Origin of the sequence: Staphylococcus sp. HMSC072B07 (assembly GCF_001815505.1) — a bacterium.
In the GTDB taxonomy this organism is placed as follows: Bacteria; Bacillota; Bacilli; order Staphylococcales; family Staphylococcaceae; genus Staphylococcus; species Staphylococcus simulans.
Map to the genome: position 1 here is coordinate 1 of NZ_KV820911.1, position 16,123 is coordinate 16,123.

Here is a 16,123-nt window from a genome sequence, read left to right on the forward strand (position 1 = left end):
TTTATTTTGGACTGTATTTATGTCCCAGCCCCGTGTTCACAATGATTATATCTATTGAAGATGCGCGCAATACTTTAAGAGTGGATGGAGACTTTAACGATGAGATTATCATTCCATTAGTCGAGGCGATACCTAACTACTTGTACCTAACAACTGGGCGTGATTGGTTAGATGAATCAGTACAACCATTAGCACAGACAACAGCTAAGTTCATATTACAACTATGGTTTGATCCACAGACACAAGATAGTGAACGATTGAAGCGTACGATTGATAGTTTGTTAGTATCTTTAACAGCATTAGGACGTGATTTTGATGGCTAGAAGTATTCCGCAGTCCTTTTATAAGTCTGCTAAATGGATTAAGTGTAAAAACAGTTATATGGCTAAGCAAAATTATATTTGTGAAAGATGTGGGGCGCTAGCGAGTATTTGCCATCATAAAGTATATCTGAATGCTGAGAATTATAAGAATCCATATGTATCACTTAATCACGACCATTTGGAAGCATTGTGTCAAACGTGTCATAATCAGGAACATTTTGGAAGTATCGCAATTGGTGAAGGATTACAATTTGATGAAAAAGGAAACATTATAAAAATCAAATAAAATAAAAATAGGATACCCCCTATAACCTTGATATGAAAGGAACGCTTGGGAAACGGTGCTGGGAGTTAACTTATCCTCCACCCGACTTTCCAAAGTTTAGGGGTGGCTAAAAATAAAGTTAGGAGTAATTAAATATGAAATCGATTAATTTAGAAAAACTTAAAAAGTATATAGATGAAAATAATGTTAATAATAAACATATCGCTTATGATTTGTTAGAAGAGTTAACTTTTATGAAAGCTACAATGGAAGAATTAAAGCATACTGTACGTGAGCATGGCGCAACATATATCTTTACACAAGGTGAACAGTCGTATCTTAAAGAAAACCCCGCAATGAAGGCATACAATACCACTGTGACTAAATACAACGCCACATATAAGCAGCTGCTGACGTTATTACCTGATAACGTAGAAGAATCCAATGAGTTTATGGATTTTGTAAACAATGCTTAATTATATTGAAGAATATTACCGTCAAATCAAAAGCGGGGATATTGTGGCATCTAAACGCATCACAAAACAATATGAAAAACTCATTGATGATATGTACAACCACCCTCAATATATTTATGATCATGCTAAAGCAGAACGTCCTATCAAGTTCATAGAAACGTTTTGCAGGCATTCAAAGGGTGAACTGGCAGGTAAACCATTAATACTAGACTTGTTTCAAAAAGCCTATATTTCGGCACTATTCGGCTTTGTAGATAAAGAGACAGGTAAACGCCGTTATACTGAGTCATTCTTCTATGTAGCGCGTAAGAATGGTAAAACAACAATGCTTAGTGCAATAGCACTATACATGATGATAGCAGACGGAGAAAGCGGAGCAGAAGTTTATTCTGTGGCCTCTAAACGAGACCAAGCGAATATCTTATTTGACCAAGCACATGAGATGATTAAGCAAAGCCCTGATTTGAGCCGTAACATCAGAAAACGCAAGAGTGATTTATATTTCAGTCACAACTTCTCTAAAATGCAGTCACTGGGCAAGAACTCAAACTCATTAGATGGTTTGAATTCGCATTTGGTCGTGATTGATGAATTACATTCTATACAAGATAGAAACCTTTATGAAGTGATGAAACAATCACAATCTGCACGTACACAGCCATTACTTATCATGATTACCACAGCAGGTACTCATCGGGGAACTATCTTTGATGATTTATATGAGTATGCGTGTAATGTAGTAGATGGTAATTTTAAAGATGATAACTTTTTACCAATTATGTATGAATTGGATGAAAAGAAAGAATATAAAAATCCTGAATGTTGGCAAAAAGCTAATCCTTCACTAAATATATCGAAGCGTGTTGAAGATTTAGAGCGTAAAGTAGCACGTGCAGAGAACGACGCAAACAATCTTACAGGCATACTCACCAAAGATTTCAACGTACGTGAAACTAGCCATAATGCATGGTTGACCTTTGAACAGATTAACAATACAGCTACATTCGATATTAAAGATTTTGCTGATTGGTATGCAATAGGCGGAGCTGACCTTTCAATTACCACTGACCTTAGTTGTGCCACATTGTTATTTGTAGATCCAGAAACTGAAATGCGCTATGTCCATCAGATGTATTGGTTGCCTGAGGACAATCTGAGGAAACGTGTGGACAATGACAAGATACCTTATGACAAATGGCATGAACAAGGCTTATTGCGTCTGTGTCGTGGTAATACGATTAATTACAGCGACATTACAGAGTGGTTTGTTGAAATGATTGAGGATTATGAAATAACGCCACTGTGGATTTATTATGATAACTATTCAGCACGGTATTGGGTGGATGAGATGGAAGGACACGGCTTTAAAATGGTGCGTACGCCACAAGGTGCTAGAACCTTAAGTTTGCCTATGCAGAATTTAGGTGCTGATCTAAAGAAGCATAAAGTGAATTACAATAACCACCCTATATTAAAGTGGTGTTTGACCAATACAGGCATAGAGACCGATAGAAACGGTAACATTGTACCTGTTAAGAATCAATCACCTAAACGTCGTATTGATGGCACAGCGTCTTTATTAGATGCATATGTGGGTTTGTTTGATAACTATGAAAGTTTTTTAAGAGCGATGTAGGATATTGGTTAGTCAGAAAAGGACAAAAAAGTCTGATTGAGAGATTAAGGAGGTTAACAATGGCATATCATTTTAATAATCGAATTAAGATTTTCCAGAGAGTCAGCAGTGGGCCAATGCCAAATCAATTTGAAGAAAAAACTATTGCAAAACCGTGGGCAGATATAAAAACGATTCGTGGCAATGAGTTTCTGGGTTCTGGACTTACAGCATCAGAAATCCCCGTGAGGTTCATTATTAGATATAGAGAGGGGATAAATTCAAAGCAACGTATTAAGTGGAAAGATTTAGATTTCAATATTGAATCTGTGCAAAATGATAACGGCTTGAATAGGACGCTAACTATATACGCTAAAGCATATAAATAGTGTGCTGAGAGAGTGTCTGTGTTGCATTGAGGAAAGAAACGCCTCACAATTATTAGTGTAATTTAAAATGAGGAGGTAATTATGACTATAAATATAGACTATTGTAAGTATTTAAAAAATAAAGTGAAAAAAGTCAATTATATTATAGGTAAATTATATAATATAATTATGGAACCTGAAGAACTAGAATATAGTAGATCAGATACTTTAAAATTATCAGAATTATACTCAACCATTGATGTCATTGAAGGTTTATGTATGACAGATGATCAATTTCATAGGTTTATAGAGGACTACGTTGTGCATGTAAGATTGTTTTACTATAATCTGGCTGATATTATTACTGGTAAAGAAAATAATATATCATGGATTACAGAAGAGTATAATATGTATTCGAAAGTGTATAACGAAACATATGAATTATTAGATAGTATTAAATGATTATAGGAACTTTTCAGAATAAATGGGTTAAAAAGTTATGTATTTTTTATGTTTAAACTCTACTATAAGTGGTAATATATTTATTGTGTAGATATTGACCAAATCTACACTGCAAAACACACGCATTTGTTTGTAAATGCATCCCTATATTGACTCCCCCTTATTCTCTCGTGTGAATGGGGGGGCTTGTATATATGGTTAAAATATAGTATAGTAACTTTAGGGAATAGTAGCTTAGCGAACAGTGACGATTCATGTCCCGGGAAAATGTTTTTTCTATTCATTGTAAAATCCTTTATATTAAAGTGATTTAACCGCCTATATGGCGGTTTTTTTATGCTGAGAAAGCTATTTTTGAATTTAGAATCATAGATTATAAGAAAAAATCATAAACTATAACCTTTTGCTATGTTGAAATAACAAAAAAACCACCTTTATTGGTGGTTGAATCAAAAATATAAAAAGCGTTGGTTAAATTAACATAGAAACTGTTAATCATACCTTTTGGGTATATATGTATATTAACATATTTAAGTGAGATAGTGTAGGGAAAAGTAAAAGACAATATACATTTCCTTAATTTTTCCTTATTTTGCAAGAAAACCCTTTAATGATAAGGTTTAAAAAACATGAATTACCCCCTCGAAGGGAATCGAACCCCTATTTCAAGAACCGGAATCTTACGTGTTATCCATTACACTACGAGGGGTAAATATTAACATGCAATTATTAGTGTACCTGTCTCGTGTAGAGTGGTCAATATGATGATATTATAAAGATGTGAGTTTTATTTTTGACCATTTTTGACTTTTAGGTTAAAATAAGGATAATTCATAAAAGTACAAGGAGGAAATAGAATGAATTTAATTCCTACAGTAATTGAAACAACAAATCGCGGCGAACGCGCTTATGACATTTACTCAAGATTATTGAAAGACCGTATTATTATGTTAGGTTCAGCAATTGATGATAACGTAGCAAACTCAATCGTATCACAATTGTTATTCTTACAAGCACAAGATGCTGAGAAAGATATTTATCTATATATCAACTCTCCAGGTGGTAGTGTAACAGCTGGATTCGCAATTTATGATACTATCCAACACATTAAACCAGATGTACAAACAATCTGCATCGGTATGGCTGCTTCAATGGGTTCATTCTTGCTTGCAGCAGGTGCTAAAGGTAAACGTTTCGCATTACCTAACGCTGAAGTAATGATTCACCAACCACTAGGCGGTGCACAAGGTCAAGCGACTGAAATCGAAATCGCAGCAACACACATCTTAAAAACACGTGCTAAATTAAACAAAATCTTATCAGAACGTACAGGTCAATCAATTGAACAAATTGAAAAAGACACTGATCGTGATAACTTCTTAACTGCAGATGAAGCTAAAGAATACGGCTTGATCGACGAAGTTATGCAACCTGAAAAATAAGTTGTTATTAAATATAGAAATGAAAAGAGTTCCGGGGGTTTCCGGAACTCTTATTTTTGTCTTTTATAATGTTTTATTAAGTTAATGACGGTCCACCCTAATATAATAATTCCAACTATTAGGTAAAACAGTGCAATATATAAAGAAGGGATAGCTCGCGTCATTGAAAAACTGCCGATACATATTAAAAGTAATCCAGCAATGATTACTAAAATACGTGTTACAAGACTGCTTTTATCCATTCATACACCTTCATTCACTATACTTGATATATCTGTATAAACGCTCGAATTTTTTATGATTTCATTTAGTAATAAGCGCTCACAATACAAATATATTATATAGCTTTTTACTCATGAACTAAACTATCAAGTGCTGATTTCAAATCAGGATATGCAAATTTGAAACCATAAGCATCTAGGCGGTTTGGAATCGCTTTTTGCGTATCTAAGATAATCGTTGCTCTTTGTCCTAAGACTAAGCGTAACAGTGCACTTGGTACCCATAATTCATGTGGTTTGTGCATTGCACGTGCTAAAGCATAACCGAATAAGTTTTGACGCTCAGCAATAGGTGTTGTCATATTGAAGACGCCTGAAGCATCATCTTGATTGATTAAGAAAAGAATCGCACGTGTTAAATCTGTAATGTGAATCCATGAATACCATTGGAAACCAGTGCCTAATTTACCACCGAGATAGAAGCGGTAAGGCAATTCCATAGTTGGTAAGGCACCACCTTCATCTGAAAGCACCATACCAAAACGACCGATAATGACACGCGTATCATGTTGTTCGAATTTACGCGCAAAACGTTCCCATTGATATGTGATATCAGATAGGAAATCATGCGGATCGCATTTTGATAATTCTGTGTAAGTACGGTGCACATCTGGTGTATAATAACCTACTGCACTTGCGTTGAATAAAATTCCAGGGAACTTACCTTTATGTTCAAACAATTCATAAAGTGATTGTGTGGCTTGAATACGACTTAACATCAAAGTTTGTTTATATTCATCTGTCCATCTTTTATTCAATGATGCACCTGCTAAGTTAATCACAATATCAATATGATCTGGGACTTTATCTTCCCAACCTTCTTTACTCCAGTTAACATAGGTGATCTTATCATCTAAGTTTTGACGATCTTGACGAGTTAAAATAGTAATATGTGAATCTGTACTGTGTATTGCATCTACTAAATGACTGCCAACTAAACCTGTACCGCCTGTAATAAGAAATTCTTTCATTTTTATATTCACCTCATTAGTATTAAACAACGTTTTGGATACCGAAACCTAATAGATTATAGACATTCTAAACATTCATTATTTATTCAATATTTAGTCATTAATATGTCAATTTAAACTATGTAATCTTGTTTAAATCACTTATAGCTAAGTTATAATAGAAGTACCTTCGAAATTAATTAAACATCTCTTAATTAAAAATAGTATACCCCATAATATACATGCGAAGGTGAAATTTTGACTCCCTTTAGTATTGGACCTATGCGAGCAACGTATAGGTCCTTTATCATGTCTTTTTACGGTTGTTGATGTAGTATATTATAACAATCTTATATCAATTAATCATCTTACTTGGTTTTTGACCAATTGCCTTCTGTTAACCCATTCAAATAAATATTGAAATTATAAAATGTTTCCTAAGCAAAATAATGTATACCCTAGTGGAAAATGTTATGATATATAAATGAATACAGCTCAGATATAATAGTGAAGATGTTGTAAAAAAGGGTATGAGTTAATATATCAAAATAAGTAACTCAAGTAACTTATAGAAAAAGAAAAGGGATTGGAAAGAGGAGAGCACATGTCTAACAATAAAATGAGCAAACCCGCTAAGATACTAAGTGCTGTAATCGTATTTTTCTTATTATTCGGTTTAGCATTTGCGACTTTTGCTTTTGTAGATAATAACAAGAAGAGCAGCGAACGATACAGTCAACAACAGAAAAAAGAAGAGCAAGAGAAAAAAGATCGTGCTGAAAAGAAAAAACGAGAGGCAGAAAAACGCAAAAAAGAAAAAGAAGAAGAGGAACAACGTCAACAAGAAATTGCTGATCAACAAGCAGCAGAACAAGCAAGACAAAATGAATTAGCTGCACAACGTGAACAACAAAGACAACAAGCTGAACAAGCCCGTCAAAATGCAGCAACACAAAAAGCGCAACAAAAAGAACAAAAACCGCAAAAAGATAGTTCTGATGATAAAGAAGCACAACAAAAAGCTCAAGAACAAGCAGAGAAACAACGTGAGCAAGCTAGAGAAGCGGCTCAAGAAAGACAAAAAGCACAACAAGAAGCTCAGCAAAAACGTCAAGAACAAGCACAACAGCAAGCTAAAGAGCAAGCACAGCAACAACGAGAACAACAAGCTGCTCAGCAAAAACAACAGCAACAACAAAAACAGCAACAGCAAGAAAAACAACAACAAAGCAGTCAGCCCAGGCCAGGGCAAGAACAGCAGTCAAGGTCAGTAAATGAATCACAAAGCACTCAGCAAAGACAAGCACCACAACAAAATACACAATCAAGTCAGTCTTCAAGCTCGAACCAATCAAGTTCAAGTCAATCGAGCCAACAGAAGTCAGACGATTAATTCATAAAAAGGACCGCAATGCCAAAAGCACTGTGGTCCTTTCATTATGAGATAAAACTGATTAGCCAAGTGATAACGAGTGCGATAATCGCAACAACAGGTAAACAACCGCATCCGAATGGCGTGCAGCCGAAGGAATAATATTTTATTTTTCTATCCTGTTCGAAGCGGGAACGCTGGTGTTCACTTGGACTATGTTTAAAGTAATCATCATCTTTATAGCGAGGGTCATTGGGATCAATGACTTCAGGTTGGTCATTATTTGTCATGCAACTACCTCCTTCGTACATATCCATTATAAAGTAGGGAATACTGAAAATATAATGATAAGAAAAAGTAGTTTTCAGATGATTTCTTAAGTGGAAAAAGGGTATAATATATTTGTGAAGGTAGTGTTGTTCACAACAATATTACTTAAATAGAATTGAAGTGAGTGTTTAAGCTTGCTTTTTATTCCAGATGATAGTATTATGACAATTGTAAGAGATGTTATTTTTTTGTCCCACCTGGGACTAAAAACGTCAAAGCATGGTTGCATGTTGACCCTTAAATAAAAAGAGGAGGAAATAGTAGTGGAAGACTTGCTTAAAGTCCAACAGAAATTGATTCCTGAGCTTGTCGAAAAAATGTATCGAAGATTTACAATACTCACTACTATCAAAATGCACCAGCCAGTCGGAAGAAGAAGTTTAAGTGAATATATGAATTTGACTGAACGTGTGTTGAGATCAGAAACGAATACGTTGAAAAAGCAAGAATTAATCAAGGTAAAACCGACAGGAATGGAATTAACTCCTGAAGGCGATGAATTGATTGAATCCTTAGAATCATACTTTGACATGTATTCAGACGGTTATCATCTAGCACAACTGTTAAAAGAACGCTATCAAATTAAAAACGTTTATGTTGTTCCTGGTGATACCGATATGGATAGTGCTGTAAAAAAAGAGATGGGCAGCCAGGCAGGTCAGTTATTAGAACGAACTTTTTACGAAGATGCTATCGTTTCTATCACAGGCGGTTCCACAATGGCCTCTGTGAGTGAATCAATGCATGTACTACCATTCAAAACATTCTATGTCCCCGCAAGAGGTGGATTAGGTGAAAATGTGGTATATCAGGCGAATACGATTGCAGCAAGTATGGCACAGCAAACTGGCGGAGAATATACAACATTATATGTTCCTGACAATGTCAGTGAATCAACATATGAGTTGTTGCTTCAAGAGCCCTCAGTTCGAAATACATTAGAAATAATTAAACAATCAAATATAACCGTCCACGGCATTGGTGATGCGCTGAAAATGGCAAATAGACGTCATTCGTCTAAACAAGTGATTGAAAAGCTTCAACATCACAATGCAGTCGGAGAAGCATTTGGATATTATTTCGACAGCGAAGGTCATATCGTTCATAAAGTTAAAACGATAGGACTTCAAATGGAAGATTTAGTATCGAAGCAATATATCTTTGCTGTAGCTGGAGGTGCTTCAAAAGGAGATGCGATCAGAGCGTATCTATCCATTGCTCCTAAGAACACAATTCTAATTACAGATGAAGGCGCAGCAAGAAATATAGTTCAATCACAATCAATTTAGTTTAAAAAAGTGACTTCACTTTTTAACAATATCTTTTAAAGGAGGCCATAATAATGGCAGTTAAAGTAGCAATTAATGGTTTTGGTAGAATCGGTCGTTTAGCATTCAGAAGAATTCAAGATGTTGAAGGTATCGATGTAGTAGCAGTAAACGACTTAACAGATGATGAAATGTTAGCACACTTATTAAAATACGATACAATGCAAGGACGTTTCACTGAAGAAGTTGAAGTTGTAGATGGCGGATTCCGCGTGAATGGTAAAGAAGTTAAATCATTCGAAGAACCAGATGCAAGCAAATTACCTTGGAAAGATTTAGACATTGATGTCGTATTAGAATGTACTGGTTTCTACACTAGCGACGAAAAAGCACAAGCTCACATTGACGCAGGTGCTAAAAAAGTATTAATCTCTGCACCAGCAACTGGTGACGTTAAAACAATCGTTTATAACGTAAACCAAGATACTTTAGACAGCTCTGACGTAATCGTTTCAGGTGCTTCTTGTACTACAAACTCACTTGCTCCAGTAGCAAAAGTATTAAATGACAGCTTCGGTTTAGTAGAAGGTTTCATGACTACTATCCACGCTTACACTGGAGACCAAAATACTCAAGACGGTCCACACAGAAAAGGCGACAAACGTCGTGCACGTGCAGCAGCTGAAAACATCGTTCCTAACTCAACTGGTGCTGCTAAAGCAATCGGTAAAGTAATTCCTGAAATCGACGGAAAATTAGACGGTGGCGCTCAACGTGTTCCTGTAGCAACTGGTTCATTAACTGAATTAACAGTTGTATTAGACAAAGACGTAACAATCGAAGAAGTAAACGAAGCTATGAAAGCAGCTTCTAACGAATCATTCGGTTACAACGAAGACGAAATCGTATCTTCAGACGTAGTTGGTATGACATTCGGTTCATTATTCGATGCAACTCAAACTCGTGTTATGACTGTATCTGGTCGTCAATTAGTTAAAGTTGCAGCTTGGTATGACAACGAAATGTCTTACACTGCACAATTAGTACGTACTTTAGAATACCTTATCAAAGACGTAAAATAATCTATAAACAATAATATTAAGGTCTGAATTTAACAAGCGGTAATGTGTTGTTGAAATTCGATGACCAGCTTATGAGTAAGCGGGGAGGCACATACGCTTCTCCGCTTATTTTCATTAAGTACATGGTTATTAGAGTAGATATTTTCAGAAACATGAAAAATTTCATTTGATTCTGTATTTATATCTGCATTATTTCTGCCCATATGCTAACCTCAAATTACAGACATTTTATAAATTCGCGCTTTTATTCAAAGGAGGAAGTTTTGATGGCAAAAAAACATGTATCTGATTTAGATTTAAAAGGGAAAGTCGTATTAGAACGTGCAGACTTCAACGTACCATTAAAAGATGGAGAAATTACAAACGATAACCGTATCGTTCAAGCTTTACCAACAATTGAGTATATCCTTGATCAAGGTGGTAAATTAGTTTTATTCTCTCACTTAGGTAAAGTTAAAGAAGAAAGTGATAAAGAAAAATTAACATTAAAACCTGTAGCAGTTCGCTTAAGCGAAAAATTAGGCAAAGATGTTAAATTCGTACCGCAAACACGTGGTAAAGAACTAGAAGATGCAGTTGCTGCATTAAAAGAAGGCGAAGTACTTTTAGTTGAAAATACACGTTTCGAAGACTTAGACGGTAAAAAAGAATCTAAAAATGATCCAGAATTAGGTAAATACTGGGCATCTTTAGGTGATGTATTCGTTAACGATGCATTCGGTACAGCACACCGTTCACACGCTTCAAACGTAGGTATTGCATCTCACTTAGAAAGTGCAGCTGGCGACTTGATGGAAAAAGAAATCAAATTTATCGGTGGCGTTGTAAACAACCCTGATAAACCAGTTGTAGCAATCTTAGGTGGAGCGAAAGTTTCAGATAAAATCGGTGTAATCGAAAACTTATTAAATGTTGCTGATAAAGTCTTAATCGGTGGCGGTATGGCATATACTTTCCTTAAAGCACAAGGCTATGAAATCGGTAAATCTTTATTAGAAGCTGACAAAGTAGACTTTGCTAAAGATTTATTAGAACGTGCTGGAAACAAAATCGTTTTACCAGTTGATGGTAAAGTAGCTAAAGAATTCTCAAACGATGCACAAATCACAGTTGTAGATATCGATCAAATTCCTGAAGATCAAGAAGCATTAGATATCGGACCAAAAACTGTTGAATTATTCAAAAAAGAATTAGAAGGTGCGCATACAGTAGTATGGAACGGACCTATGGGTGTATTCGAATTCGAAAACTTCGCACAAGGTACTATCGGTGTTTGTGAAGCTATTGCTGAATTAAAAGATGCAACTACAATCATCGGTGGCGGTGACTCAGCTGCAGCAGCAATGATGCTTGGATTCGAAGATGACTTCACACACATTTCAACTGGCGGCGGTGCATCATTAGAATATCTAGAGGGTAAAGAATTACCTGGTATTGCATCAATTAGCGACAAATAAGTTGTAACTTATTAATAAACTTTCAAGGAGCGTTTTATAATGAGAAAACCAATTATTGCAGGTAACTGGAAAATGAACAAAACAGTACAAGAGGCAAAAGACTTTGTTAAAGCTTTACCTCAATTACCTGATACAAACGAAGTTGAAGCTGTTATCTGTGCACCAACAATTCAATTAGATGCATTAACTACAGCAGTTAAAAACGGTGAAGCTGAAGGATTAGCAATCGGTGCAGAAAACACTTATTTCGAAGATAACGGTGCTTTCACTGGTGAAACTTCTCCAGTTGCGTTAGCTGACTTAGGTGTGAAATACGTTATCATCGGTCACTCAGAACGTCGTGAATTATTCTTCGAAACTGATGAAGATGTTAACAAAAAAGCACATGCAGTATTCAACCACGGTATGACACCAATTATCTGCGTAGGTGAAACACTTGAACAACGTGAAGGCGGAAAAGCTGAAGAAGTTGTCGGCGAACAAGTTAAAAAAGCATTAGAAGGCTTATCAGACGATCAATTGAAACAAGTTGTCATTGCTTATGAACCAATCTGGGCAATCGGTACTGGTAAATCTTCAACTGCTAAAGATGCAAACGAAATGAGTGCATTCGTTCGTAAAACAGTTGCAGATCTTGCTAGCCAAGAAGTTGCAGATGCAGTACGTATTCAATATGGCGGCAGCGTAAAACCTAACAACATTGCTGAATATATGGCTGAATCTGATATCGACGGCGCATTAGTCGGCGGAGCTTCATTAAAAGTTGAAGACTATGTAAAATTATTAGAAGGTGCTAAATAATATGGCGAAACAACCTACAGCATTAATCATCCTTGATGGTTTTGCAAATAGAGAAGATGTACACGGAAACGCAGTTAAACAAGCGCATAAACCTAATTTTGACCGTTATTATGCAAAATATCCTACAACTCAAATCGAAGCAAGTGGTCTCGAAGTAGGTCTTCCTGCAGGTCAAATGGGTAACTCAGAAGTAGGTCACATGAACATTGGTGCTGGCCGAATTGTTTATCAAAGTTTAACTCGCATTAATAAATCAATTGAAGACGGCGACTTCTTTGAAAACGAAGTATTAAACGAAGCAATTGAACACGTTAAAGCAAACAATTCTGCATTGCATGTATTTGGTTTACTATCTGACGGTGGTGTACACAGTCACTACACACATCTATTTGCAATCTTAAAATTAGCTAAACAACAAGGGCTTGATAAAGTCTATGTACATGGTTTCTTAGACGGCCGTGACGTAGATCAAAAATCAGCATTAAAATATGTGAAAGAAACTGAAGAACAATTCAAAGAAATCGGTATTGGTCAATTTGCATCAATTTCTGGTCGTTATTATGCAATGGACCGTGACAAACGTTGGGAACGTGAAGAAAAAGCGTATAACGCAATTCGTGACATCAATACACCTGAGTATGCAACAGCAGAAGAAGGTATCGAAGCAAACTATGCGAATGATTTAACTGACGAATTCGTTGTACCATTCTCAATCAAAGAACAAAATGAAGGCGTTCAAGATGGAGACTCAGTAGTATTCTTCAACTTCCGTCCTGACAGAGCGGGCCAACTTTCTGAAATCTTCACAAACAAAGATTTCAAAGGCTTTGAAGTGAACCAACCTAAAGATTTATTCTTTGCGACTTTCACAAAATACAACGATCAAGTTGATGGTCGTGTTGTATTTGAAAAAGTAGATTTAAAACAAACAATCGGTGAAGTTGCTGAAGCAAACAACTTAACACAATTAAGAATTGCCGAAACTGAAAAATATCCTCATGTTACTTACTTCATGAGTGGTGGACGCAATGAAGAATTTGAAGGAGAACGTCGTATTTTAATCGACTCTCCAAAAGTTGCAACGTATGACTTAAAACCTGAAATGAGCGCGTATGAAGTAAAAGATGCTTTATTAGGCGAGTTAGATAAAGGTGACTTAGACTTAATCATCTTAAACTTTGCGAACCCAGATATGGTTGGACACAGTGGTATGTTAGAGCCTACTGTAAAAGCAATTGAAGCAGTAGATGAATGTCTTGGTGAAGTCGTAGACAAAATCTTAGAAATGGGTGGCCATGCAATTATTACAGCTGACCATGGTAACTCAGACCAAGTATTAACAGACGATGATCAACCAATGACAACACACACAACTAACCCAGTTCCAGTTATCGTTACTAAAGAAGGCGTGACATTACGTGAAACTGGTAAATTAGGAGATTTAGCTCCAACGTTACTTGATTTACTTGATGTTAAACAACCTGAAGAAATGACTGGTGAGTCATTAATTAAACATTAATTGTTCACAATCAATATCGTTTAATTAATTCATTTTTTAAGCAAGACAAGTTATAATATATATGAAAGCAATTATGAAAAGGAGATTATCAACATGCCAATTATTACAGATGTTTATGCTCGCGAAGTCCTAGATTCTCGCGGTAATCCAACAGTTGAAGTAGAAGTATTAACTGAAAGCGGTGCATTCGGTCGTGCATTAGTACCATCAGGTGCATCTACAGGTGAATACGAAGCCGTAGAATTACGTGACGGTGACAAAAAACGTTACGGTGGTAAAGGTGTTACTAAAGCAGTTGAAAACGTAAACGAAATTATTGCTCCTGAAATCGTTGAAGGAGAATTCTCAGCATTAGATCAAGTTTCAATTGATAAAATGATGATTCAATTAGACGGAACAGAAAACAAAGGTAAATTAGGTGCTAACGCTATCCTTGGTGTTTCTATTGCTGTTGCACGTGCTGCAGCTGACTTCTTAGGTCAACCACTTTATAAATATTTAGGTGGATTCAATGGTAAACAATTACCAGTTCCAATGATGAACATCGTTAACGGTGGTTCTCACTCAGATGCGCCAATCGCATTCCAAGAATTCATGATTTTACCTGTTGGAGCTGACACATTCAAAGAAGCATTACGCTGGGGTGCTGAAATCTTCCACAACTTAGCTAAACTTCTTAAAGGTCGTGACTTAGAAACTGCAGTAGGTGATGAAGGTGGTTTCGCACCTAAATTCCACGGTACTGAAGATGCTGTAGACACAATATTAGAAGCAATCAAAACTTCTGGTCTTGAACCAGGTAAAGATGTATTCTTAGGATTTGACTGTGCTGCTTCTGAATTCTATGAAGACGGCGTATACGACTACACTAAATTCGAAGGTGAAGGCGGCGCTAAACGTACTTCAGCTGAACAAGTTGACTACTTAGAAGAATTAGTTAACAAATACCCAATCATCACTATCGAAGATGGTATGGACGAAAACGACTGGGATGGTTGGAAACAACTTACAGATCGTTTAGGTAAAAAAGTTCAATTAGTAGGTGACGACTTATTCGTTACTAACACTAAAAAATTATCTGAAGGTATCGAAAAAGGTATTGGTAACTCAATCTTAATCAAAGTTAACCAAATCGGTACTTTAACTGAAACATTTGACGCTATCCAAATGGCTCAAAAAGCTAACTACACAGCAGTTATTTCTCACCGTTCAGGTGAAACTGAAGATACTACAATTGCTGACATCGCAGTTGCTACAAACGCTGGTCAAATCAAAACAGGTTCATTATCAAGAACTGACCGTATCGCTAAATACAACCAATTATTACGTATTGAAGACGAATTATACGAAACAGCTGAATTTGACGGCATCCATTCTTTCTACAACTTAGACAAATAAGATAGACTTTACTGATATTGAGTTCACGCAAAATTTAATTCAGTAACTTTACTACAGAAACTGTTAAGGTCTCATCAACCTTTGCAGTTTCTTTTTTGCTTTCTAATGCAGACACTCCCGCTCATGTTCAAGAACTGATATAATGAAAAACAATGGAAGTATTCTAAAGGCATGAAGGAGTTTGAAAAAATCATGGATACTGAAAACAATAAAGTAATGCGTGCAAAAAAATCGGGTAGATTTATAGCATATGCTTCACTCTTTTTAGCAATGATGTACGGCACATACATTTTTGTAGTGTTGGATAAAAGTGTTATTACAGACTTATTGACTTCTCATCAGATTGATGCAACGAAAAACGCAGTCGGAAATTTCTTAAATAGTTATCGCTTAACAGGAATTATGTATTTATTGGCTTATTTATGTGGATTGATCGCAATTTGGAATCAACACCCTTATTTATGGTGGTTCTTATTTGCGGTTTATATTTCACAAACATTTTTTACAGCAGTAAACGCAGGCCCAATCTTACAAAGTATCGTCCATGTGAAATCATTCTATATGACATTACCATTATGGATTACACTAGCAGGATCGTTGATTTTGGCGCTGTATATGTTGATTATTTCTATCAAACGAAAAAGTACTTTCAATCGATAGAATCCTCAGTGTGTTATGAATTGAATTTGATAAATAGACACCTAACGTGTTATA

The 16,123-nt window shown here is 35.9% G+C and carries 17 protein-coding genes and 1 tRNA gene; 15 read left to right on the top strand and 3 right to left on the bottom strand.

Annotated elements, in window-relative coordinates; translation table 11 throughout:
- The first annotated feature begins 41 nt into the window (after positions 1 to 41).
- The 6 genes from HMPREF3031_RS06005 to HMPREF3031_RS06030 all read left to right on the top strand — a co-directional run bounded on the left by HMPREF3031_RS06005 (position 42) and on the right by HMPREF3031_RS06030 (position 3,509).
- Positions 42 to 323 (top strand): head-tail connector protein, encoded by a 282-nt coding sequence (locus HMPREF3031_RS06005; protein ID WP_060804152.1) that lies wholly within the window; start codon positions 42 to 44, stop codon positions 321 to 323.
- Positions 316 to 609 (top strand): hypothetical protein, encoded by a 294-nt coding sequence (locus HMPREF3031_RS06010; protein WP_060804153.1) that lies wholly within the window; start codon positions 316 to 318, stop codon positions 607 to 609. The genes HMPREF3031_RS06005 and HMPREF3031_RS06010 overlap by 8 nt, the downstream gene beginning before the upstream one ends.
- A 134-nt stretch (positions 610 to 743) precedes the next feature.
- Entirely contained in the window at positions 744 to 1,064 is a 321-nt protein-coding gene (locus HMPREF3031_RS06015) for a hypothetical protein (RefSeq protein WP_060804154.1), read from the top strand.
- Positions 1,057 to 2,700: a terminase large subunit gene (locus tag HMPREF3031_RS06020; protein ID WP_070724708.1), complete on the top strand. Its 1,644-nt coding sequence runs from the start codon at positions 1,057 to 1,059 to the stop codon at positions 2,698 to 2,700. The genes HMPREF3031_RS06015 and HMPREF3031_RS06020 overlap by 8 nt, the downstream gene beginning before the upstream one ends.
- Positions 2,701 to 2,759: 59 nt before the next feature.
- Positions 2,760 to 3,068 carry a phage head closure protein gene (locus HMPREF3031_RS06025; protein WP_060804156.1) on the top strand — a complete coding sequence of 103 codons (309 nt, stop codon included), beginning with the start codon at positions 2,760 to 2,762 and terminating at the stop codon, positions 3,066 to 3,068.
- Positions 3,069 to 3,149: 81 nt separating this feature from the next.
- Entirely contained in the window at positions 3,150 to 3,509 is a 360-nt protein-coding gene (locus tag HMPREF3031_RS06030) for a hypothetical protein (RefSeq protein WP_070724711.1), read from the top strand.
- 637 nt (positions 3,510 to 4,146) lie between these two features.
- On the opposite strand, the gene HMPREF3031_RS06035 is transcribed toward HMPREF3031_RS06030, so the two are convergent.
- Positions 4,147 to 4,218 (bottom strand) — tRNA-Arg (locus tag HMPREF3031_RS06035).
- Between the two features lie 148 nt (positions 4,219 to 4,366).
- Between HMPREF3031_RS06035 and clpP the strand changes: the two genes are divergently transcribed.
- On the top strand, positions 4,367 to 4,951 hold the full coding sequence (clpP, locus tag HMPREF3031_RS06040) for an ATP-dependent Clp endopeptidase proteolytic subunit ClpP (RefSeq protein WP_002481561.1): 585 nt from the start codon (positions 4,367 to 4,369) through the stop codon (positions 4,949 to 4,951).
- Positions 4,952 to 5,300: 349 nt separating this feature from the next.
- Here the strand turns inward: clpP and HMPREF3031_RS06045 are convergent, their stop codons facing one another.
- Positions 5,301 to 6,203 (bottom strand): TIGR01777 family oxidoreductase, encoded by a 903-nt coding sequence (locus HMPREF3031_RS06045; protein WP_002481562.1) that lies wholly within the window; start codon positions 6,201 to 6,203, stop codon positions 5,301 to 5,303.
- A gap of 583 nt (positions 6,204 to 6,786) precedes the next feature.
- Between HMPREF3031_RS06045 and HMPREF3031_RS06050 the strand changes: the two genes are divergently transcribed.
- Entirely contained in the window at positions 6,787 to 7,575 is a 789-nt protein-coding gene (locus tag HMPREF3031_RS06050) for a DUF4887 domain-containing protein (RefSeq protein ID WP_002481563.1), read from the top strand.
- A 44-nt stretch (positions 7,576 to 7,619) separates the two neighbouring features.
- Here the strand turns inward: HMPREF3031_RS06050 and HMPREF3031_RS06055 are convergent, their stop codons facing one another.
- Positions 7,620 to 7,844 (bottom strand): hypothetical protein, encoded by a 225-nt coding sequence (locus tag HMPREF3031_RS06055; RefSeq protein WP_002481564.1) that lies wholly within the window; start codon positions 7,842 to 7,844, stop codon positions 7,620 to 7,622.
- 303 nt (positions 7,845 to 8,147) lie between these two features.
- Here HMPREF3031_RS06055 and HMPREF3031_RS06060 point away from each other — a divergent pair, with 303 nt between their 5' ends.
- From HMPREF3031_RS06060 to HMPREF3031_RS06090, 7 genes are all read left to right on the top strand, one after another.
- Positions 8,148 to 9,173: a sugar-binding transcriptional regulator gene (locus HMPREF3031_RS06060; protein ID WP_002481565.1), complete on the top strand. Its 1,026-nt coding sequence runs from the start codon at positions 8,148 to 8,150 to the stop codon at positions 9,171 to 9,173.
- Between the two features lie 53 nt (positions 9,174 to 9,226).
- Positions 9,227 to 10,234: a type I glyceraldehyde-3-phosphate dehydrogenase gene (gap, locus tag HMPREF3031_RS06065; protein WP_002481566.1), complete on the top strand. Its 1,008-nt coding sequence runs from the start codon at positions 9,227 to 9,229 to the stop codon at positions 10,232 to 10,234.
- Between the two features lie 266 nt (positions 10,235 to 10,500).
- The gene (gene pgk, locus HMPREF3031_RS06070; protein WP_002481567.1) at positions 10,501 to 11,691 is read left to right on the top strand and encodes a phosphoglycerate kinase; all 1,191 of its coding nucleotides are present in this window, start codon (positions 10,501 to 10,503) and stop codon (positions 11,689 to 11,691) included.
- 39 nt (positions 11,692 to 11,730) lie between these two features.
- Entirely contained in the window at positions 11,731 to 12,492 is a 762-nt protein-coding gene (gene tpiA / locus HMPREF3031_RS06075; RefSeq protein WP_002481568.1) for a triose-phosphate isomerase, read from the top strand.
- 1 nt (position 12,493) lies between these two features.
- Entirely contained in the window at positions 12,494 to 14,011 is a 1,518-nt protein-coding gene (gpmI, locus tag HMPREF3031_RS06080) for a 2,3-bisphosphoglycerate-independent phosphoglycerate mutase (RefSeq protein WP_002481569.1), read from the top strand.
- A 93-nt stretch (positions 14,012 to 14,104) separates the two neighbouring features.
- Positions 14,105 to 15,409 carry a surface-displayed alpha-enolase gene (eno, locus tag HMPREF3031_RS06085; protein WP_002481570.1) on the top strand — a complete coding sequence of 435 codons (1,305 nt, stop codon included), beginning with the start codon at positions 14,105 to 14,107 and terminating at the stop codon, positions 15,407 to 15,409.
- 192 nt (positions 15,410 to 15,601) lie between these two features.
- Complete coding sequence (locus tag HMPREF3031_RS06090) at positions 15,602 to 16,069, top strand: hypothetical protein (RefSeq protein WP_002481571.1); 468 nt, start codon at positions 15,602 to 15,604, stop codon at positions 16,067 to 16,069.
- Positions 16,070 to 16,123: the final 54 nt, after the last annotated feature.